Source organism: Phytopseudomonas straminea, from assembly GCF_900112645.1.
In the GTDB taxonomy this organism is placed as follows: Bacteria; Pseudomonadota; Gammaproteobacteria; order Pseudomonadales; family Pseudomonadaceae; genus Aquipseudomonas; species Aquipseudomonas straminea.
Window position 1 is genome coordinate 72,688 of the sequence record NZ_FOMO01000009.1, and the last position, 20,805, is coordinate 93,492.

Genomic DNA, 20,805 nt, shown 5'->3' on the forward strand with positions numbered 1-20,805 from the left:
CGCGCATCCTGCTTCACCCGTTCCACAACAATAACAAGTGAGATCCACCTGCATGACCATTCAAGCCATCCTGATGGCGCTGATTCCAGTCCCTCTCCTTGAGCCCGCTCGCCTCGGCTCTGCCACGTCAACAACGAACCCGGGCTGCCCTATCCGCAGCTCGTGAAGCCGAGCGCGCTGCGTTCGGCCTGCATTCGTTCTTGTCTTCTGTCGCTCTAGCTCGCTAGATCGTTAGCAGGCTCATATAATCGCCGGTTGTTTTGGAGTGACCTGCCCGGTTGGCGCGGCCCATGCCCTTGCTGACCTGTCCCCAATGCAACCAAGCCTCGAATTCTGGACAGCGTCTACAACATGAATACCTTAAAACGCATTGCTTCCGCCTACTCGAACACCAGCCTGGTGCTACGCATCTTCATCGGCCTGGTGCTCGGCATTCTGCTCGCCTACTTCGCCCCTGATGCGGCCCTCAAGGTCGGCCTGCTCGGCGAGCTGTTCGTCCTGGCCCTGAAGGCCGTTGCACCGGTGTTGGTGCTGGTGCTGGTGACTTCCTCCCTGGCGGCCCATCAGAGCGGCCAGCCGACCCACATTCGCCCGGTGCTGCTGATGTACCTGATCAGCACCTTCAGCGCCGCGGCCCTGGCAGTGTGCGCCAGCTTCCTGTTTCCCACCATGCTGTCGCTGGATGTCGGAGCGGCCGAAGGCAACCCGCCGGGCAGCATCATCGACGTGCTGCACAATCTGCTGACCAGCATCTTCGTCGGCCCGATCCAGGCGCTCAACACCTCCAACTACATCGCCATCCTCGCCTGGGCGATCGCACTGGGTCTGTTCCTGCGTAATGCTGCGCCAAGCACCCGCACCATGCTGCATGACCTGTCGGGCGCCTTTACCCAGGTGGTGCGCTTCGTCATCAACCAGGCCCCGATCGGCATCTTCGGCCTGGTGTCCAGCACCCTGGCCCAGTCCGGTTTCGATGCGCTTTACGGCTACGCGCGACTGCTGATGGTGATGATCGGCTGCATGCTGGTCGTGACCCTGGTCATCAACCCGCTGCTGGCCTACCTGAAGATGCGCCGCAACCCATACCCGCTGCTGTTCACCGTGTTGCGCGAAAGCGCGGTGACGGCCTTCTTCACTCGCAGCTCGGCGGCCAACATTCCGGTCAACCTGCGCCTGTGCGAGAAGCTCAAGCTGGACAAGGACACCTACTCGATCACCATCCCGCTGGGCGCGACCATCAACATGGCCGGCGCGGCGATCACCATCTCCGTGATGGCCCTGGCGACTACTCACACTCTGGGCATCAACGTCGACCTGCCGACCGCGCTGCTGCTGTGCGTGGTGTCGTCCCTGGCGGCGGCGGGCGTATCCGGTGTGGCCGGTGGGTCGTTGCTGCTGATCCCGATGGCCACCAGTCTGTTCGGCATCGACACCGAAATCGCCATGCAGGTAGTCGCCATCGGCTTCGTCATCGGCGTGGTGCAGGATTCCTTCGAAACGGCGCTCAACTCCCACACCGACGTGGTGTTCACTGCGGCGGTGTCCTATGCGGGGGAGGCGCAGGCCGGTCAGGTCGATGCCTGACCTGCTCTGCTAAGAAAAAACGCGCCCTTGGGCGCGTTTTTTATGAGCGACTGCCGGCTATACGTATTGTGCGGCGGCGTAGCCCGAGGCCCAGGCCCACTGGAAGTTGAAGCCGCCCAGATGGCCGGTGACGTCCAGCACCTCGCCGACGAAGTAGAGTCCCGGTGATTTCAGCGACTCCATGGTCTTGGACGACACCTCGCGGGTGTCGACGCCGCCCAGGGTGACTTCCGCCGTGCGGTAGCCCTCGGTGCCGGCCGGCACCAGCTGCCAGTCCGAGAGACGTTCGGCGATCGCCTTCAGCTCCGCCGGGGTGTATTGCTTCATCGGCTTGGAGGCGAACCAGTGTTCGGCCAAGAGGCCGGCCATCTTCTTGGTGAACAGCTCGCCCAGCAGGGTTTTCAGTTCGCTGTTGGGCCGTTCGCGCTGCTGGGTCTGTAGCCACTCGGGCAGGTCGATATGCGGCAGCAGGTCGATGCTGACCGTATCGCCGGGCTGCCAGTAGGAGGAAATCTGCAGAATCGCCGGGCCGCTGAGGCCGCGGTGGGTGAACAGTATGTTCTCCACGAAGCTCTGGCCGTTGCAGCTGACCCGGCAATCTTCCACTGAAGTGCCTGAGAGCTCCGTGCACAGGGTTTTCAGTTGCGGGTCTGTGAGCGTGAACGGCACCAGGCCGGCGCGGGTCGGTAGCAGTTCGTGGCCGAACTGGCGAGCAATCTGGTAACCGAAGCCAGTGGCGCCCAGGGTCGGGATCGACAGCCCGCCAGTGGCGATCACCAGGGATTGGCAGGCGACCGCGCCGAGGCTGGTGGTTAGCCGGTAGCCATTTTCGGCGCGCTCGATGGCGGTCACCGACGTGTCCAGACGCAGGTCGACGCCGGTCTGCGCGCATTCATCGAGCAGCATGGCGAGGATGTCGCTGGATTTGTTATCGCAGAACAGCTGGCCGAGCTTCTTCTCGTGGTAGGGCACGCCGTGCTTGGCGACCAGAGCGATGAAATCCCACTGGGTGAAGCGCGCCAGGGCGGATTTGCAGAAATGCGGGTTGTGCGACAGAAAGTTGCCGGGCTCGCAGTACATATTGGTGAAGTTGCAGCGCCCGCCGCCGGACATCAGGATCTTCTTGCCGGCCTTGTTGGCGTGGTCGAGCAGCAGCACGCGCCGCCCGCGAGCTGCGGCGGTCATCGCGCACATCAGTCCGGCGGCGCCGGCACCGATGATGACAACCTGGGGTGAAAGCACGGCATGTTCCTCATACGCTGGGGCGCCGGCGTGGCTGGGCCGGCGCGAAACGGCGCAGTTTACCTGAAGGCATGCGGACGCTGTGGAGGCCAGCCTGGCCGCGCGTCCGGCTGGCAGGATTCTTCGAACCGTGGCTGCGCGATTCAGGTCTAGCAGATAAGCGTCAATCGCGAGCTGGGCTGGCGATTTGCCGCTATCTTGTCTATCAGCCTTATTGCCGTGTTCTTTCGCGGCTTCCTTCCCGTCCACCCTGCAGGGCTTGCCACCAATTGAAAATCGGGCGTGTCTGGTTGCTGTCGCTGGTGTTGTTGCCGTGGGTTGCCAATGCGCAGCCTCTGCGTCTGGTCGCCGACAGTTGGCCGCCGTTCACCGATCAGCGCCTACCCGGCGGCGGTTTGGCGGTGGAGCTGGTAAGCACCGCACTCACGCGTGCCGGCTACGCCAGCGACTACCGTGAAGTGCCCTGGCAGCGTGCCGTGCTGGGCCTGCAACGTGGCGACTACGATGTGCTGATCACCGCCTGGTACAGCCGGGAGCGCGAGGGCTTCGGTCATTTCTCGGCGCCTTATCTGGTCAACCGTATTCGTGTGGTACAGCGCAAGGGCGGCGGCGTCATCTTCAATCAGCTCGCCGACCTGCATGCCCACGAGATTGCCGTGCGCCGCGGCTATGCCTACTCGCCGGCGTTCATGGCCGACGACCAGTTGCAGACGGTCGAGGTCAGCAGCTTCGAGAGTGCCGCGCAGATGGTGCACCACGGCCGGGTGGAGCTGGCGCTGGAGGATGAGTACGTGGCGCGCTTTCTGTACAACAACGCGCTGCGCGACATAGCCGACGACCTCGAGTTTCTGCCGATGCCGCTGAGCGAGAACGGCCTGCACATTCTCATTCGCCTGACTCACGGCGAGCATGCCGAGATCGCTCGCCGTTTCGATGCCGCCATCGCCGCCATGCAGGCGGACGGCAGCTATGCGGCGATCATGGCGCGCTACGGCTTGCAGTGAGCGGTCATTGCCAGACGGTGCGCCCGCGGCCCTGGCGCTTGGCCTGGTAGAGCTGCTGGTCCGCCAGGTGCAGCAGGCTTTCCAAGTCTTCGGGTGCGCCATGGTAGATGCCGGCGCTGAATGACAGCGGCGGCGCGCTGGCGGCGTATTTCACCTGCCGGCATTGTTCGCGCAGTTCATCGAGCGCCAGGCGCAATGACTCGCCATCCTGCGGACTGACCATGGCGAACTCTTCGCCGCCCAGGCGGCCGAGCAGCGTGTCCGGAAAGGCCGCCCGAAACGCCCGACTGAAGCCGATCAGCGCGGCATCGCCGGCCGCGTGGCCGTATTCATCGTTGATCTGCTTGAACAGGTCCATGTCCAGCATCGCCACGCTCAGGTTGTGGCCGCTGCGCTGCGCCTGCTGGAACTGCTGGATGCCTTGCTCGTAGAAGGCGCGGCGGTTGTTCAGACCGGTCAGGGCGTCGTACTGCGCGGCCTTTTTCAGGGCGCGCAGCATGTCGCGGCGCTCCAGGGTGAACATCACCCGGCAGGTCAGCTCTTCGGGGCAGAACGGCTTGCGCAGGAAGTCATCGGCGCCGTGCTTGATGAACATGGCGCTCAGCGAGCCCTTGGTGTCGGCGGACAGGCCGAGGATCACCAGGTCGTTGCGCTTCATCTTCTGGCGCAGCAGCTTGACCAGCTCGAAGCCGCTGATGCCCGGCATGCTGTGGTCGACCACCAGCATGTCGACATCCGGCTGCTCCTTGAGAATGCGCAGGGCTTCATCGCCGTCGTGGGCGTCGATGATCTGGTAGCGGTGCGGCACCAGCACGTGGCGGATGAAGTTGCGGGTGGCCTCGGAGTCCTCGGCGACCAGGATTTTCACGTGGCTGTTGCTCTCCAGGCGATGCAGTAGCCGGAACGCATACTCGTAGGAGTGCTGGCTTTCCTTGAGCACGTAGTCGACCACGCCCTTGAGCAGGAGCTCGTCGCGGCGCTTCTCGTTGTACGAGCCGCTGAGCACGATGCAGGGCAAACCGTAGCGCATCACCAGGTCGACGCTTTCGCCATCCGGTGCATCGGGCAGGTGCAGGTCGACGATGGCGGCGAAGAACAGTTCGGCCGAGGCTTCGAGCATCATCTCGGCTTCAGCGAGGGAGGCGCAGAACACTGGTTGCAGGTTCGGCTCGTGGCGAAACAGGTGCTCGAGGATCTTGAGCACCAGCGGGCTGTCTTCGATGACCAGAATATTGCGCACGGAGCCCCCTATACCCGCTCTGCCGATAGCTTGAGTCTAGAGCGTGCGCACGCGTAGCGAGCGACCTTTTATCTTGCCTTCGCTGAGACATTTGAGCGCTTGCACGGCCAGGCTGCGTTCAACGGCGACATAGGCCTGGAAGTCGAAGATGGCGATCTTGCCGACCTTCGCGCCAGGGATGCCACCTTCGCCGGTCAGGGCACCGAGAATATCGCCGGGGCGCAGCTTGTCCTTGCGCCCGGCGCCGATGCACAGCGTCATCATCAGCGGCTGCAATGGCGCGCCGCCCTGGTGTTTCAGGCTGCTCAGCGGGTGCCAGTTCAGCGGCGATTTCTGCAGGTTCTCGATGGCTTGGGCGCGATGACCTTCGGCCGGGGCGACCAGGCTCACCGCCAGGCCTTTCTCGCCGGCACGGCCAGTACGACCTACGCGGTGGATATGAATTTCCGAATCGCGCGCCAGTTCGACGTTGATCACCATGTCCAGGGCGTCGATATCCAGGCCGCGGGCGGCCACGTCGGTGGCGACCAGTACCGACAGGCTGCGGTTGGCGAACATCGCCAGCACCTGGTCGCGGTCACGTTGCTCCAGGTCGCCATGCAGGGCGGCGGCGGAGATGCGCTTGGCGGTGAGATGGTCGACCACCTCCTGGCACTGCTGTTTGGTGAAGCAGAAGGCCACGCAGGAGGTCGGGCGGAAGCAGTTGAGCAGCTTGACCACGGCGTCCAGGCGGTCTTCCGGGGCGATTTCGTAGAAGCGCTGTTCGATCTGGCTGTCGTCGTGCAGCGCCTCGACCTTGACCTGCTGCGGATTGCGCATGAAGGTCGCCGACAGCTGCTTGATACCGGCTGGGTAGGTGGCCGAGAACAGCAGCGTCTGGCGGCGCTCAGGGGTCTGGCCGATGATCTCGGCGATGCTGTCGTAGAAGCCCATGTCGAGCATGCGGTCGGCTTCGTCGAGCACCAGGGTGTTGAGGCCATCCAGCGTCAGAGTACCTTTGGCCAGGTGTTGCTGCACACGACCCGGGGTGCCGACGATGATCTGCGCGCCATGCTCCAGGGAGCCGATTTGTGGGCCCATGGGCACACCACCACACAGGGTGAGAATCTTGATGTTGTCCTCGCTGCGCGCCAGGCGGCGCAATTCCTTGGCGACCTGGTCGGCCAGCTCTCGGGTCGGGCACAGCACCAGCGCCTGGCAGCCGAAGTAGCGCGGATTGAGCGGCGCCAGCAGGCCGATGCCGAAGGCCGCGGTCTTGCCGCTACCGGTCTTGGCCTGGGCGATCAGGTCCATGCCCTTGAGCATCACTGGCAGGCTCTGCGCCTGGATGGGCGTCATCTGCGCGTAACCGAGGGACTCGAGGTTCGCCAGCATGGCGGGCGACAGGGCAAGCGAGGAGAAAGCGGTGGCGGTCACGGTACGGGCCTGAAGAGCGTTCGAAAAGAGCGCTAGTGTAACAGGCGCCACGCCATGGCCTGCCGACTGCTCGTCATTCGTCGACGTCTACCTTCACCCGTCTGGCGCTGCGCCCGCCTTCTGGTGCCAGCTGCAGGAAGATGCCGGCCGCCAGGATGGTCAACAGGCCGATGCACAGGTAGGTCGACTTGAAGGCGCTGAGCACGCCGCCGGCCGCATCCGGGTTGTCCAGGCTGAAGCCGCTGAGCAGCGCGGCGCCGGTGGCGATACCCATGCTGATCGACAGCTGTACCACCACCGACAGCAGGCCGTTACCGCTGCTGGCCTCGCTATCGGGCACATCGATCAGGGTCACGGTGTTCATGGCGGTGAACTGCAGCGAGTTGAAGGCGCCGATCAGGCTCAGCTGGATGGCCAGTTGCACATGCGAAGTCTCGCCGTCGACCAGCGCCATGCTGGTGATCAGCAGGCCCAGCAGTACGGTGTTGAAGGTCAGGATGCGTCGGTAGCCGAGGCGGTCGATCAACGGCTTGGCCAACGGCTTCATCGCCATGGCGGCCAGCGCCAGGGGAATCATGCTCATGCCCGCCTGGGCCGGCGAGTAGCCCATGCCCAGCTGCAACAGCAGCGGAGTGAGGAACGGCAGGGCGCCGGTACCCAGGCGCGCGAAGATATTGCCGAAGATGCCCACCGCGAAGCTGCGGGTATTGAACAGCCGCGGCGGGAACAGTGCGTTGGGCGTGCGCGCGGCGCGCAGCCAGTAGGCCGCCAGGCACGCCAGACCGCCGAGCAGCAGAAGCACCACGCGCATGTGCGGCAGGTGCAGCTCGCCCAGGCCTTCCAGTGCCATGGTGATCAACAGCATGCTGGCGCCGAACAGCAGGAAGCCGATCAGATCGAAACGGGTACGCTCGCTGCCGCGCAGCTCCGGCATGAAACGGTAGGCAGCCCAGCAACCCAGGGCGCCTACCGGCAGATTGAGCAGGAAGATCCAGTGCCAGCTAGCGTATTCCACCAGCCAGCCACCCAGGGTCGGGCCGATCAGTGGGCCTAGCAGGCCGGGCAGGGTGATGAAACTCATGATGCGTACCAGCTCGGTACGCGGGTAGGCGCGCAGCACCACCAGGCGCCCCACCGGCATCATCAGCGCACCGCCCAGGCCCTGGATGATGCGCGCGATCACCAGCATGGTCAGCGACTGCGAGACCGCGCACAGCAGCGAGCCGAGGCTGAACAGGGCGATGGCGCCAAAGAAGATGTGCCGCGTACCGAAACGATCGGCCAGCCAGCCGGAGGCGGGAATCAGCAGCGCCACGGTGAGCATGTAGGCGATGATCACCGACTGCATGCGCAGCGGATCTTCGGACAGATCCGCCGCCATGCTCGGCAGGGCGGTGTTGAGGATGGTGCCGTCCAGCGTCTGCATGAAAAAGGCGATGGCGACGATCCAGGGCAGCAGGCGGGCAGTGCGGGCGTCGAGCAAAGTCATGGCGATCGGCGATCTGCGGTGGTTGGAACAGTGTGACCCAACTTGGCGGCGAATGTCGCAACAAACAGACACACCCGTGCCCCGATCAGGCACAGGTGTGCGAGTCGCCTCACGAGGCCGAACGCATCTCCTCGACCAGTCGCTGTGGCGTGCCGCGTACCGGCGCGCCATTGGCCACGTAGTAAGGCGCGGTGCTGCGTGGCAGCGCCTCACAGCCACGGATACGGTCGACGATCTTCTCGGCGATCATGATGGTGGTAGCGTTGAGATTGCCGGTGATGATCTCCGGCATGATCGACGCATCCACCACGCGCAACCCTTGGATGCCGTGCACGCGGCCCTGGCCGTCGACCACTGCCATGTCGTCGGTGCCCATCTTGCAAGAGCAGGACGGATGGAACGCGGTTTCCGCATGCTCGCGGATAAAGGCATCCAGCTGCTCATCGGTTTGCACATCAGCACCCGGGCTGATCTCGCGGCCTCGATAGGGGTCGAGGGCAGGCTGCGCCATGATCTCGCGAGTGATACGAACGGCGTCGCGAAACTCCTGCCAGTCTTGCTCACTGCTCATGTAGTTGAACAGGATGCTCGGGTGCTGGCGCGGGTCCTTGGATTTCAAGTGCACGCGGCCACGGCTCGGCGAGCGCATGGAGCCAACATGAGCCTGGAAGCCATGTTCCTTCACCGCGTTGCTGCCGTTGTAATTGATCGCCACCGGCAGAAAGTGATACTGCAGGTTCGGCCACTCGAATTCCGGGCGCGAGCGAATGAAACCGCCGGCCTCGAACTGGTTGCTGGCGCCAACACCTTCGCCGGCGAATAGCCATTTTGCGCCGATGCCGGGCTGATTGAGCATCTTCAGCGCAGGGTACAGCGACACCGGCTGGGTGCAGGCGTACTGCACGTAAACCTCGAGGTGGTCCTGCAGGTTCTGGCCGACGCCCGGCAGCTCGTGCACCACGTCGATATCCAGACCACGCAGCAGCTCACCCGGGCCAACACCGGAACGCTGCAGAATCTGCGGCGAGGCGATGGCGCCGGCGCACAGCAGCACCTCGCGGCGTGCATGGGCGATGGTCGCCTCGTTCGCATTGCCGATCAGGTAAGCGACACCGTTGGCGCGCTTGCCTTCGAACAGGATGCGGTCGGTAGTGGCGTGGGTGACGATGGTCAGGTTCGGTCGCTCGCGGGCCTGGTCCAGATAACCGCGGGCGGTGCTGGCGCGACGGCCTTCGGGCGTCACGGTGCGGTCCATCGGGCCGAAGCCTTCCTGTTGATAGCCGTTGAGGTCATCGGTACGCGGGTAGCCGGCCTGCACGCCGGCCTCGACCATGGCGTGGAACAGCGGGTTGTTGTCGGCCTTGGGCGTGGTCACGCTGACCGGGCCGCTGTCGCCGTGGTAGTCGTTGGCGCCTATGTCACGGGTTTCCGCCTTGCGGAAATACGGCAGGCAATCCAGGTAGCTCCAGTCTTCAAGACCCGGCTGCTTGGCCCAGTTGTCGAAGTCCATGGCGTTACCGCGGATGTAGCACATGCCGTTGATCAGCGACGAGCCGCCCAGGCCCTTGCCGCGCCCGCACTCCATGCGGCGATTGCCCATGTGCGGCTCCGGGTCGGTTTCATAGGCCCAATTGTAGCGGCGGCCCTGCAGCGGAAAGGCCAGGGCAGCGGGCATCTGGGTGCGGAAGTCGAGGCGGTAGTCGGGGCCACCGGCTTCGAGCAGCAGTACGCTGACATCCGCATCTTCGCTCAGGCGGGTCGCCAGCACGTTACCGGCCGAGCCGGCGCCAATGATGATGTAATCGAATTCCTGGGTCATGGCTCCTCCTGTTACCCGGCTGTGGTCCGGGAGAACACGGTGACTGTTGCCGGATGGCATCCGGGCTAGGGGGCTGCGACTTTCTTGTGGGAGCGGATTCATCCGCGATGCTTTTTCGGCTGAAGCGATGCGCTGCCCGCTCGCTCCCACGCTGTGCTGGCGGTCAGAACACCGAGGCGTAATCGCCCAACTCGACCTGCACGGACTTGATGCGGGTGTAATGGGCCAGGGTGGTCAGGCCGTTCTCGCGGCCCACGCCGGATTGCTTGTAGCCGCCGACCGGCATCTCGGCCGCCGACTCGCCCCAGGTGTTGATCCAGCAGATGCCCGCTTCCAGCTTGTGGATAACCCGGTGCGCGCGGTTCAGGTCGCGGGTCACGATGCCGGCGGCCAGGCCGTAGGTGGTGTCGTTGGCGCGGCGGATCACTTCGTCTTCGCTGTCGTAGACGAGGATGCTCATCACCGGGCCGAAGATTTCCTCGCGGGTGATGGTCATGTCGTCACGGCAGTCGGTGAACACCGTGGGTGCCACGTAGGCGCCGTTGGCGTAGTCGCCGTCGGTGACGCGCTCGCCACCGATCAGCAGACGCGCGCCCTGCTGGCGGCCTTGCTCGATGTAGCCCAGCACGCGCTCCATATGGGCGAAGCTGACCAGTGGGCCGAAATTGGTGTTGTCGTCCTGGGGATTGCCCAGGCGGATACGTTTGACCCGCTCGACGATCTTGCTCTCGAAGCGCGCCTGCAGGGCACGGGGCACGAACACCCGTGTGCCGTTGGTGCACACCTGACCGGTGCTGTAGAAGTTGGCCATCATGGCGATGTCCGCGGCGCGGTCGAGATCGGCGTCTTCGCAGATGATCAGCGGCGACTTGCCGCCCAGCTCCATGGTCACTTCCTTGAGCGACGAGCTGGACGCGCTGGCCATGACCTTCTTGCCGGTCACGGTGCCGCCGGTGAAGGAAATTTTCTCGATGCGCGGATGCTCGGTCAGCCACTGCCCGACCTCGGCGCCCAGGCCGGTCAGCACGTTGAACACGCCGTCCGGCACGCCGGCCTCGGTGTAAATCTCGGCGAGCTTCAGGGCGGTCAGCGAGGTGACTTCGCTGGGCTTGAAGATCATCGCGTTGCCGGCAGCCAGGGCCGGCGCGGATTTCCACAGGGCGATCTGGATCGGGTAGTTCCAGGCACCGATGCCGGCGACCACGCCCAGCGGCTCGCGGCGGGTGTAAACGAAGCTGGTGTCGCGCAGCGGGATCTGCTCACCCTCGATGGCAGGAATCAGGCCGGCGTAGTACTCCAGCACGTCGGCGCCGGTGACGATATCCACATAGCGGGTTTCCGACAGCGGCTTGCCAGTATCGAGCGTTTCCAGCTCGGCCAGCTCATCGTTGCGTTCGCGCAGGATGTCCACAGCACGGCGCAGGATGCGCGAGCGCTGCATGGCGGTCATCGCCGCCCACACCTTCTGGCCTCGTTCGGCACTGGCCACGGCGCGTTCGACGTCGTCCTGGCTGGCGCGCTGCACGTTGGCCAGCACCTCGCCGTTGGCCGGGTTGATGCTTTGAAAGGTGGTACCGCTGCTGGCGTCGACGTACTGGCCGCCAATGTAGAGCTGCTGATCTGCGAATCGGGCCATGGGGCGTCTCCTGATCGGGGCAAGACGCGCTCAGCGCCTTGGCGAATGGATCGACTGAACGAGATGAAAAGGGATGTCAGCCGATTTGGTTAAAAAACAGCCTACTTTATTTTTATTGATTGATCAATCAATAAAAAACCTGAAGACGACCGAAAACGTGCCAGGAGCGGCATGAGTGCAGGGCTTCAGGTGTTTCCAGGGGGCAGGCGAATGATTGCTGAAGGAGCGGACCAGGCTTGCAATTACGCTTCCACATGCGAATCAAAATATAGACGGATCGGGCTGCATAGGTGAAACCCATCAAGGTGTGATGGGTTTCACCCATCCTACGGAAGGACTGGGGAAGATTTGTGGGATGGATCGAGCAGCTTAGGTGAATCGATCAAGTGTCGAAGGATGTCATCAATATTGTGGGAGCGGGCCGTGCCCGCGATTCGCGCGCATGGCGCGCTCCCACATACGCCTCGGATTTGTAGGCTGGGTGCAACCCATCGGGGGCATGGGTTGCACCTAAGCTGCCCGAGCCATCCTAAGGAAAGGCGGCTGGTTTTACTCGGCTTTGGCGAGCTGCAGATCAAGATAGTCGTAAGCGATCTGCGCGGCCTGGCGGGTGTCGAAGTTCTCGCCGGTCAGGGCGCCGCGCAGCCACAGGCCGTCGATCAGCGCTGCCAGGCCGCGGGCGGCGGCGCGGGCTTGTGCTTGCGGCAGGGCGCGGCGGAACTGGCCGCACAGGTTGGAATACAGTCGCTGGTCGTTGACCCGCTGCAGGCGGCGCAGGGCCGGTTGGTGCATGCTGCTGGCCCAGAACGCCAGCCAGGTTTTCATCGCCGGGCCGCTGACCTGGGTTTCGTCGAAGTTGCCGTCGATGATGGCGCGCAGTCGCGCTCGCGGCGTGTCCTCGCGCAGCAGCCGGTAGCGTGCATGCACCGCCTCGCGTAGCGCCTGCATGAGGTGGCGCATGGTCGCTTCGAGCAGGCCGTTCTTGTCCTGGAAATAATGGCTGATGATACCGTTCGATACGCCGGCAATCCGCGCGATGTAGGCGATGCTGGCATCGCTCATGCCAACTTGGTCGACGGCTTCCAGGGTTGCCGCAATCAGCTGGGAGCGGCGGATCGGCTGCATTCCGACCTTGGGCATCGTGTTCTCCGGCGAAGGGTTTTGCGGGAGTCTAACAGAGCGCGGGGAGTTGTCGGCGTGCTCAGGTTTCTCGGAGCCTGCTCACGATCTCTATGCGCATGAAGCGGCAACTTTAAAGGAAAAAGCATCCGACATTGATCCATTGTGGGAGCGGGCCATGCCCGCGAAAAATCACGGACATGGCTCGTTCACACGGGATAATTCGTAGGATGGACCGGGGTGCGTAGATGACGTTTCACTTATGCGGCCCGATCTGTCCACCGCTATGCGATCGCAATGGTGGATGAAAAAAGCGCCATCCACCCTACGGGTCGAACGTCCATTCCCGCCACTCAGCTGCCAAAATCGACGAATCTGAGCTGAAAGATCATGAACAGGCGCTCAGGCGATCAGCCGGTACCCGACACCTGCTTCGGTAATGATCAGCCGCGGCGCCGCCGGGTCATCACCGAGCTTCTGGCGCAGATGAGCGATGACGATACGCAGGTAGTGGCTGTGCTCGATGTGGGTCGGGCCCCAGATGTCGCGCAGCAGTTGCTGCTGGGTAACGACCATGCCGGGGTGACGGGCGAGGGCTTCGAGTACCGCGTATTCCTTGCGCGTCAGGCTGATTTCCTGGTCATCCAGGGTGACGCGGCGAAAGGCGAAGTCGACCCGCAGCGGGCCGCTGGCCAGCGACGCGGCGGGCTTTTCGCCCGCTGGCCGGCTGCGCAGCAGGGCGCGCACCCGGGCGAGAAATTCCTGCACGCCAAAGGGCTTGCTGACGTAGTCGTTGGCGCCGTTGTCCAAGGCCTGCACCTTGTCCTTTTCGCCGGCGCGCACCGACAGCACCAGCACCGGCACGGCGGACCATTCGCGCAGGCGGGTCAGTACCTCCTGGCCGTCCAGGTCGGGCAGGCCTAGGTCGAGCACCACCAGGTCGGGTTGTTCCAGGGCCGCCAGGCGCAGGGCCGCCTCGCCGCAGTCGGCCTCCAGTACCTGGTAGCCCTGGGCCTGCAGGCCGATGCGCAGGAACTTGCGGATCGCCGCTTCGTCGTCGACCAGGAGGATGCGCGCTTCAGTCATGCCGGGTTCTCGTCAGGGGCTTGCAGGGGCAGTTGCAGGATCAGGGTAGTGCCCTGGCCGGGCGTCGATTCGACCCGCGCCGTGCCGCCGTGGGCGTTGAGCATGCCCAGGCAGATCGCCAGGCCCAGGCCGGTGCCCTGGCCGCCACGGTCGCCCCGGGCGGCGGTGTAGAACAGATCGAAGATCTGCGTCTGTTCGTCAGCGGGAATGCCCGGGCCCTGGTCGCTGATGGCGAAGCTGAACGTTTCGCCGTCGTGGCTCAGGCGGATGTCGATGACGCCGCCGGGCGGCGAGAAGCGCGCGGCATTGTCCAGCACGTTGACCAGCGCCTGTTCGATCAGTGCGCCCTGCACCCACAGCAGCGGCAGGTCGGCGGGTACATCCATACGCACCTGCAGGTGCTGCAGCACCGGTTGCAGGCGCTGCAGAGCGGCAGCGAGCAGGTCGCTGGCGGCCACCCAGTCGCGCTCCAGGTGCAGGCCGCCGTGGCCCAGGCGGGTCATGTCCAGCAGGTTCTGGATGTAACGGTCCAGGCGCGAGGCTTCGCTGGCGGTGCTTTGCAGCAGGTCGTCGCGGGTCGCTGCGTCCAGGCTGTCGATGAACAACTGCAGGGTTTCGATATTGCCGCGCATGGCGGTCAGCGGCGTGCGCAGGTCGTGGGACACCGAAGCGAGCAGGGCGCTGCGCAGGCGCTCGGTTTCATGTTGCAGGCGCGTATGGCCGAGCGTCTCGACCAGTTGTACACGGGCCAGGGCGTGGGCCAGCAGCGGCAACAGCACGTCGATCAGTTGGCGCTGCTCACCCGCTGGCGGGTCGCCTTGGGCGGTGCGCATGCCCAGCAGCGCCAGCGGCTGATCGTTGTCCATCAATGGCCACCACCACCAGTGCGGATGGGTCAGGCTGTGGCTGTCGTAACCACGCGGATGACGGCTCTGCCAGGCGTGTTCGGCGCTGATGCGCTCCAGCTCGCTAAGCGCCAGCCGGCTGCCGTCGGCCTGGTACCAGTTGCCCTGGGCGTCGCGGCTGAGCAGGCACAGGCGCTCGGCCGGCAGGTCCAACTGGCTGAGCATGGCGGCCAGCAGGTCGCGCTGGTCCTGGGCGCTGGACAGTCTGCCGGCGAAGCCCAACAGGCTTTCGGTCTGCCGCTGGGCCACCTGCAGGTCTCGGAATTGCTGGCGCTGGCGGGCGGCGAGGTTGCCGGTGAGCAGGGCGATGAGCAGGAAGAACAGCAGGGTCAGCACGTCCTGCTCGCGGTGCACCACCACCGACCAAGTCGGTGGCAGAAAGCAGAACCCGTAGGCGACGAACGACAATAGGGCGCACAGCAGGGCCGGGCCGACACTGCTGCGCACCGCCACCACCAGTACCACGGCGAGAAACACCAGGGAGATGTTTGGCAAGTCCAGCCAGCGCGAGACGGCCAACGCCAACAGGCAGCCGAGCCCGGCAGCGAGGGTAGCGAGCAGGTAATCGCGTGGCGGGGCGGGCGTGCGGCGTGCAGGGCGATCGGCGGCGGTGGTCATGCGCAATTCCGGTGCGGGGCGTGGGCAGATCATGGCGTCGTGCAAGGTTGGCGTAAAGAAGCGCGCCTGCGCGTAAAAAAGCCGTAAAACTGCGCGGCATCAAGCTGCTGCGCGCGTAAAGCCGGCGTATACCTAAGGGTAATCGAGTTCATCACGGATACCCTGCAACGTGAGCACCCCTTCCCGTACCTCGCCCATCGCCCTGCTGGTCGGCGCCGTCGGCATCGTCTATGGCGACATCGGTACCAGTCCGCTGTACAGCCTCAAGGAAATCTTTTCGCCGCATTACGGCGTCGGCCTGTCCCAGGCCAGCGTGCTGGGCATCCTGTCGCTGATTTTCTGGTCGCTGACCCTGGTGGTCACGGTCAAGTACGTGATGTTCATCCTGCGCGCCGACAACGGCGGCGAGGGCGGCATCATGGCGCTCACCGCCCTGGCGCAACGGGCGGCCGCCGATTATCCGCGGCTGCGCACCGTGCTGATCATGCTCGGCCTGTTCGGCGCCGCGCTATTCTACGGCGACAGCATGCTCACGCCGGCGGTCTCGGTGCTTTCCGCGGTCGAAGGCGTCGGCCTGGTGGTCGACGGCATCGACCATTGGGTGGTGCCGCTGGCGCTGTTGATCCTGATTCCGCTGTTCCTGCTGCAGCGCCATGGCACCGCGCGCATCGGTTACCTGTTCGGCCCGGTGATGGTGGTGTGGTTTCTGGTGCTCGGCGCCCTGGGCGTGCATGGCATCGTGCAGCGCCCGGAAGTGTTGCTATCGCTCAACCCCTACTGGGCGCTGCAGTTCTTCATCGCCAACCCGTTGCTCGGCCTGACTGTGATGGGCGCCGTGGTGCTGACCATCACCGGCGCGGAAGCCCTGTACGCCGACCTCGGCCATTTTGGCCGCAAGCCTATCGTGCATGCCTGGCTGTTCCTGGCGTTCCCGTGCCTGATCCTCAACTACTTCGGCCAGGGTGCGCTGCTGCTCGGCGACCCCGAGGCGGTGCGCAACCCGTTTTATCTGCTGGCGCCGGGCTGGGCGCTGATTCCGCTGATCGGCCTGTCGACGCTGGCCACCATCATCGCCTCCCAGGCGGTGATCACCGGCGCCTTCTCGGTGACTCGCCAGGCCATCCAGCTCGGCTACGTGCCGCGCATGCAGATCCTGCACACCTCCAGCGCCGAGCAGGGGCAGATCTACATTCCGTTGATCAACAGCATGCTGCTGGTCGGTGTGGTGCTGCTGGTGCTCGGCTTCCAGTCGTCCAGCGGCCTGGCTGGCGCCTACGGCGTGGCGGTGACCGGCACCATGCTGTGCACCACGCTGCTGGTGTCGTCGGTGATCCTGCTGCTGTGGCGCTGGCCGAAGGTGCTGGCCGTGCCGCTGCTGGCGGTGTTCCTGCTGGTCGACGGCATCTTCTTCGCTGCCAACGTGCCGAAGATCATCGGCGGCGGTGCGGTGCCGATGGTCGTCGGCCTGCTGCTGTTCGGCCTGATGACAACCTGGAAGCGTGGTCGCCAACTGGTGCTCGAGCGTCTCGACGAACACTCCCTGGTGCTGCGTGACTTCATCGCCAGCATCGCCCTGCAGCCGCCCCATCGGGTGACCGGTACGGCAGTGTTCCTGACCAGTCGGGTCGAGGTGGTGCCCCACGCGCTGTTGCACAATCTGCTGCACAACCAGGTGCTGCACGAGCGGGTGATGCTGCTCACCGTGCTTTACGAGGATCGCCCGCGGGTGCCGCTGGCCGAACGCTTCGATCTGGAGGCCTATGACCAGGGCTTCTACCGCGTGCGCCTGCGCTTCGGCTTCCTCGAGGCACCGGACATTCCCCGGGCCTTGGCACAATTGAGCGAAAAGGGCATCGACTGCCCGCCGATGCAGACCACCTATTTCCTCAGCCGGGAAACGGTGATCCCCTCCGAGCGCATCGGCATGGCCATGTGGCGCGAACGGCTGTTCGCCGTGCTGCAGAAGAATGCCGGCAGTTCGTTGGGCTTCTTCCGCCTGCCGGTGAATAGGGTGATCGAGTTGGGGACGCAGGTGGAGATTTAGGTTGCCGCAGAGCTGAAGCCGCCAGCAATGCTATGCCTGTGGAGCGTGGAACTTTCGAACTCGTAGGGGAGAAGGACGCCTCATCCGTCCACCGCCTAATTGATCGTTCCTCACACTCTGCGCGGGAATGCATCCGTGGACGCTCCGCGTCCGATTTTGAATGCAGCCCACCACCAAAGCAGGCGCGGAGCGCCTTGGCCTGACTCCCACGCTGGAGCGTGGGAGCCATCATTTAAATCGCGGGCATGGCCGACTTCTAAAGAAGCGTGGCATCACAGCTTAAAGCGCTTGGTCGGTAATGCCTCGAGTGCCTTCACACGGAGCCGAGAGTTATCACCATCTCCGTGGGAGCGGGCGGGGACGCCCAGTCCATGCCCGCGAAAATCGTGCGAACGGCACATGGGGCTCCGTATGGCCAGAACCATCGCCCCTCGATTCAAACCTTCTCCCGCTTGCGCCAAACACTCGCCAGCCACGGCTGCTGCTCCCGCGGCAGGCCGGTGGGGCGATAGTAATGTTCCAGTTCCTCGAAACCGGCGGCGTCGAGCAGACGGCGCCAGCTTTCCAGGTCGTGCCACGCGCCGTAGCGTTCGCCGCTCCAGCCTTCCTGGTTGTCGCCGCGCGGGTTGGAGCTGAACAGCACGCCGCCGGGCTTCAGGCTGCTGCGCAGTTCGCCTAGTACGCGCGGCAGTTCCTGGCTTGGAATATGGAACAGCACGGCATTGGCGAAGATGCCGTCGAAGCGTTCGGCCGGCAGATCCAGGGCGAGAAAGTCCTGCTGCCAGACTTCGCAGCCGCTATCGGCGCGGGCCATGGCGACGAATTCGGGGCAACCGTCGAGGCCGACAGGCTGGTGGCCCAGGGCCTTGAAGGCGCGCAGATCCCGACCCGGGCCGCAGCCGAAGTCGAGGATGCTCAACGGCGCGCTGCCGTGCACATGACGCAGCAGCGCCGCGATGTTCTGGCTGACGTCGTGGTCGCGGGTGCCCTCGCGAAAGTCTTCGGCGCCGGCCTGGTAATGGGCCAGCGTGCGGGTGGTGATCTGTTGCAGCTGTTGATGATCGAGGGGCATGGCGAGCCTCCGTACAAAACCTGGCGGCCATTTAACCCCATTCTGCAGGCGTTGCGCCGCCGGGTTACCATCGCACCCTGAACAGCATTCGAGGTGGCAGGGTGGATCTACAGCAGGGCTTCGTCCTGACCCGGCACTGGCGCGATACGCCGGCCGGTACCCAGGTGGAATTCTGGCTGTCGACCGACGCCGGCCCGCGCCTGGTGCGCCTGCCGCCGCAAACCTCGGTGGCCTTCATTCCCGCCGAGCAGCGTGCCCGCGCCGAGGCCCTGATCGCTGGCGACAAACAATTCGAGCTGCGCCCGTTGCAGCTGCGCGATTTCCACCAACGGCCGGTGCTGGGGCTGTACTGCCGGCAGCAACGTCCGCTGCTCCAGCTCGAACAGACCCTGCGCCAGGGCGGAGTGGCCGTTTACGAGGCCGATATCCGCCCGCCCGAGCGCTACCTGATGGAGCGTTTCATCACTGCACCGGTGCTGTTCAGCGGTACCGAGACGGCAGACGGCGTGCTGGTCGACGCCCAGCTCAAGCCGGCACCGGACTACCGCCCGCAGCTCAAATTGGTGTCCCTGGATATCGAGACCACCGCCAGGGGCGAGCTGTATTCCATCGCCCTGGAAGGCTGCGGCCAGCGCCAGGTGTACATGCTCGGGCCGCCGAATGGTCACGCTGAAGTCGATTTCGATCTCGACTATCTGGATAGCCGCGCTGCGCTGCTGGACGCGCTCAACGGCTGGCTGGAGCGCTTTGATCCGGATGCCATCATCGGCTGGAATCTGGTGCAGTTCGACCTGCGCGTGCTGCACGAACATGCCCAGCGCCTGCAGGTGCCGTTGCGCCTGGGCCGTGGCGGCGAATTGCTGAGCTGGCGCGAACATGGTTCCAAGCAGCATTTCTTCGCCAGCGCGCCGGGTCGGCTGATCATCGATGGCATCGAGGCGCTGCGTTCGGCGACCTGGAGCTTCCAGTCCTTCAGCCTGGAAAGCGTCGCCCAGCAACTGCTCGGCGAGGGCAAGGCGATCGACAACCCGTACCAGCGCATGGACGAGATCAACCGTATGTTCGCCGAGGACAAGCCGGCCCTGGCCCGATACAACCTCAAGGACTGCGAGCTGGTCACGCGCATCTTCGCCAAGACCGAGCTGCTCACCTTCCTGCTCGAACGGGCCACGGTCACCGGGCTGCCGGTGGATCGCAGCGGCGGCTCGGTGGCGGCGTTCAGCCACCTGTACATGCCGCTCATGCACCGCCAGGGCTTCGTCGCGCCCAATCAGGGCGAGCGCCCACCCGAAGCCAGCCCCGGCGGTTTCGTGATGGATTCGCGGCCGGGGCTTTACGAGTCGGTGCTGGTGCTCGATTACAAGAGCCTGTATCCGTCGCTGATCCGCACCTTCCTGATCGACCCGGTGGGGTTGATCGAGGGCCTGCGCCAGCCCGACGACGAACATTCGATTCCCGGTTTTCGTGGCGCGCGCTTCTCGCGCACCAGGCATTGCCTGCCGGCCATCGTCGAGCGCGTGTGGCAGGGCCGCGAGGCGGCCAAGCGCGCCGGTAACGCGCCGCTGTCCCAGGCGCTGAAGATCATCATGAACGCCTTCTATGGCGTGCTCGGCTCCAGCGGCTGCCGCTTCTTCGATACCCGCCTGGCGTCGTCCATCACCCTGCGCGGTCACGAAGTGATGCGCCGTACCCGCGAGCTGATCGAGGCCGAAGGCCACACGGTGATCTACGGTGACACCGACTCCACATTCGTCTGGCTGCGCCGCGCTCATTCGGAGGCAGACGCCGAGCGTATCGGGCGTGGCCTGGTGCAGGGCGTCAACGCCTGGTGGCGTGAACACCTGGCGGCCGAGTTCGGTTTGCAGAGCGCCCTGGAGTTGCAGTTCGAAACCCACTTCAGCCGCTTTCTGATGCCCACCATCCGCGGCATGGAGGAGGGCAGCAAGAAGCGCTATGCCGGGTTGATCCGCCGCGCCGATGGCCGCGAGGACATGGTCTTCAAGGGCCTGGAAACCGTGCGCAGCGACTGGTCGCCGCTGGCCCAGCAATTCCAGCAGGAGCTGTATCTGCGCATCTTCAAGGGCCAGCCCTACCAGGACTACGTGCGCGACTACGTGCAACGCACCCTGGCTGGCGAGTTCGAGGAGCGTCTGGTGTACCGCAAACGCCTGCGCCGACGCCTCGACGACTACCAGCGTAACGTGCCGCCCCACGTGCGCGCCGCGCGCCTGGCCGACGAACACAACGACGCCATGGGCCGCCCGCGCCAGTACCAGAGCGGCGGCTGGATCAGCTACGTGATCAGCGTCGCCGGCCCAGAACCCCTGGAGCTGCGCCGCGCGCCCATCGATTACGGCCACTACCTGACTAAGCAGCTGCAGCCGGTGGCTGATGCCATCCTGCCGTTCGTGGACGATGACTTCAGTGCACTGATCGGCGGGCAGCTGGAGCTGTTTTGAGTTTGCACAGCCTTGCGTCTGGCTCTCGCGCCGGGGCTCTGGCATCGTCGAGGCTGATTTCACCATCGACCG

At 64.7% G+C, this 20,805-nt stretch carries 14 protein-coding genes; 4 read left to right on the top strand and 10 right to left on the bottom strand.

Annotation, left to right across the window (positions count from 1 at the left end; genetic code table 11):
* Positions 1-351 precede the first annotated feature (351 nt).
* The gene (gene sstT / locus BM279_RS19110; protein WP_093506365.1) at positions 352-1,584 is read left to right on the top strand and encodes a serine/threonine transporter SstT; all 1,233 of its coding nucleotides are present in this window, start codon (positions 352-354) and stop codon (positions 1,582-1,584) included.
* Positions 1,585-1,641: 57 nt separating this feature from the next.
* Here the strand turns inward: sstT and BM279_RS19115 are convergent, their stop codons facing one another.
* The gene (locus tag BM279_RS19115) at positions 1,642-2,826 is read right to left on the bottom strand and encodes a BaiN/RdsA family NAD(P)/FAD-dependent oxidoreductase (protein ID WP_093506367.1); all 1,185 of its coding nucleotides are present in this window, start codon (positions 2,824-2,826) and stop codon (positions 1,642-1,644) included.
* Between the two features lie 269 nt (positions 2,827-3,095).
* Here BM279_RS19115 and BM279_RS19120 point away from each other — a divergent pair, with 269 nt between their 5' ends.
* Positions 3,096-3,830, top strand: coding sequence for a substrate-binding periplasmic protein (locus BM279_RS19120; RefSeq protein WP_093506369.1), 735 nt, complete (start codon positions 3,096-3,098; stop codon positions 3,828-3,830).
* 4 nt (positions 3,831-3,834) lie between these two features.
* Here BM279_RS19120 and BM279_RS19125 read toward each other — a convergent pair whose 3' ends face one another.
* From BM279_RS19125 to BM279_RS19160, 8 genes are all read right to left on the bottom strand, one after another.
* Entirely contained in the window at positions 3,835-5,070 is a 1,236-nt protein-coding gene (locus BM279_RS19125; RefSeq protein WP_093506371.1) for a diguanylate cyclase domain-containing protein, read from the bottom strand.
* 36 nt (positions 5,071-5,106) lie between these two features.
* Positions 5,107-6,444, bottom strand: a complete 1,338-nt coding sequence (gene dbpA, locus BM279_RS19130; RefSeq protein ID WP_425272697.1) for an ATP-dependent RNA helicase DbpA — start codon at positions 6,442-6,444, stop codon at positions 5,107-5,109.
* Positions 6,445-6,559: 115 nt separating this feature from the next.
* Positions 6,560-7,975, bottom strand: a complete 1,416-nt coding sequence (gene mdtD / locus BM279_RS19135) for a multidrug transporter subunit MdtD (RefSeq protein ID WP_093506375.1) — start codon at positions 7,973-7,975, stop codon at positions 6,560-6,562.
* A gap of 109 nt (positions 7,976-8,084) precedes the next feature.
* A complete protein-coding gene (gene betA / locus BM279_RS19140; protein ID WP_093506377.1) occupies positions 8,085-9,794 on the bottom strand; it encodes a choline dehydrogenase in 1,710 nt (569 codons plus the stop codon).
* 163 nt (positions 9,795-9,957) lie between these two features.
* Complete coding sequence (betB, locus tag BM279_RS19145) at positions 9,958-11,430, bottom strand: betaine-aldehyde dehydrogenase (protein ID WP_093506380.1); 1,473 nt, start codon at positions 11,428-11,430, stop codon at positions 9,958-9,960.
* 549 nt (positions 11,431-11,979) lie between these two features.
* Entirely contained in the window at positions 11,980-12,570 is a 591-nt protein-coding gene (betI, locus tag BM279_RS19150) for a transcriptional regulator BetI (protein ID WP_093506383.1), read from the bottom strand.
* Positions 12,571-12,951: 381 nt separating this feature from the next.
* Positions 12,952-13,635, bottom strand: a complete 684-nt coding sequence (locus BM279_RS19155; protein ID WP_093506385.1) for a response regulator — start codon at positions 13,633-13,635, stop codon at positions 12,952-12,954.
* Positions 13,632-15,158, bottom strand: coding sequence for a sensor histidine kinase (locus BM279_RS19160; protein WP_093506388.1), 1,527 nt, complete (start codon positions 15,156-15,158; stop codon positions 13,632-13,634). The genes BM279_RS19155 and BM279_RS19160 overlap by 4 nt, the downstream gene beginning before the upstream one ends.
* Positions 15,159-15,327: 169 nt before the next feature.
* Between BM279_RS19160 and BM279_RS19165 the strand changes: the two genes are divergently transcribed.
* Entirely contained in the window at positions 15,328-17,202 is a 1,875-nt protein-coding gene (locus tag BM279_RS19165; protein ID WP_093506390.1) for a potassium transporter Kup, read from the top strand.
* 436 nt (positions 17,203-17,638) lie between these two features.
* Here BM279_RS19165 and BM279_RS19170 read toward each other — a convergent pair whose 3' ends face one another.
* On the bottom strand, positions 17,639-18,274 hold the full coding sequence (locus BM279_RS19170; protein ID WP_093506392.1) for a class I SAM-dependent methyltransferase: 636 nt from the start codon (positions 18,272-18,274) through the stop codon (positions 17,639-17,641).
* Positions 18,275-18,375: 101 nt separating this feature from the next.
* Here BM279_RS19170 and BM279_RS19175 point away from each other — a divergent pair, with 101 nt between their 5' ends.
* Entirely contained in the window at positions 18,376-20,733 is a 2,358-nt protein-coding gene (locus tag BM279_RS19175) for a DNA polymerase II (RefSeq protein WP_093506394.1), read from the top strand.
* Positions 20,734-20,805: the final 72 nt, after the last annotated feature.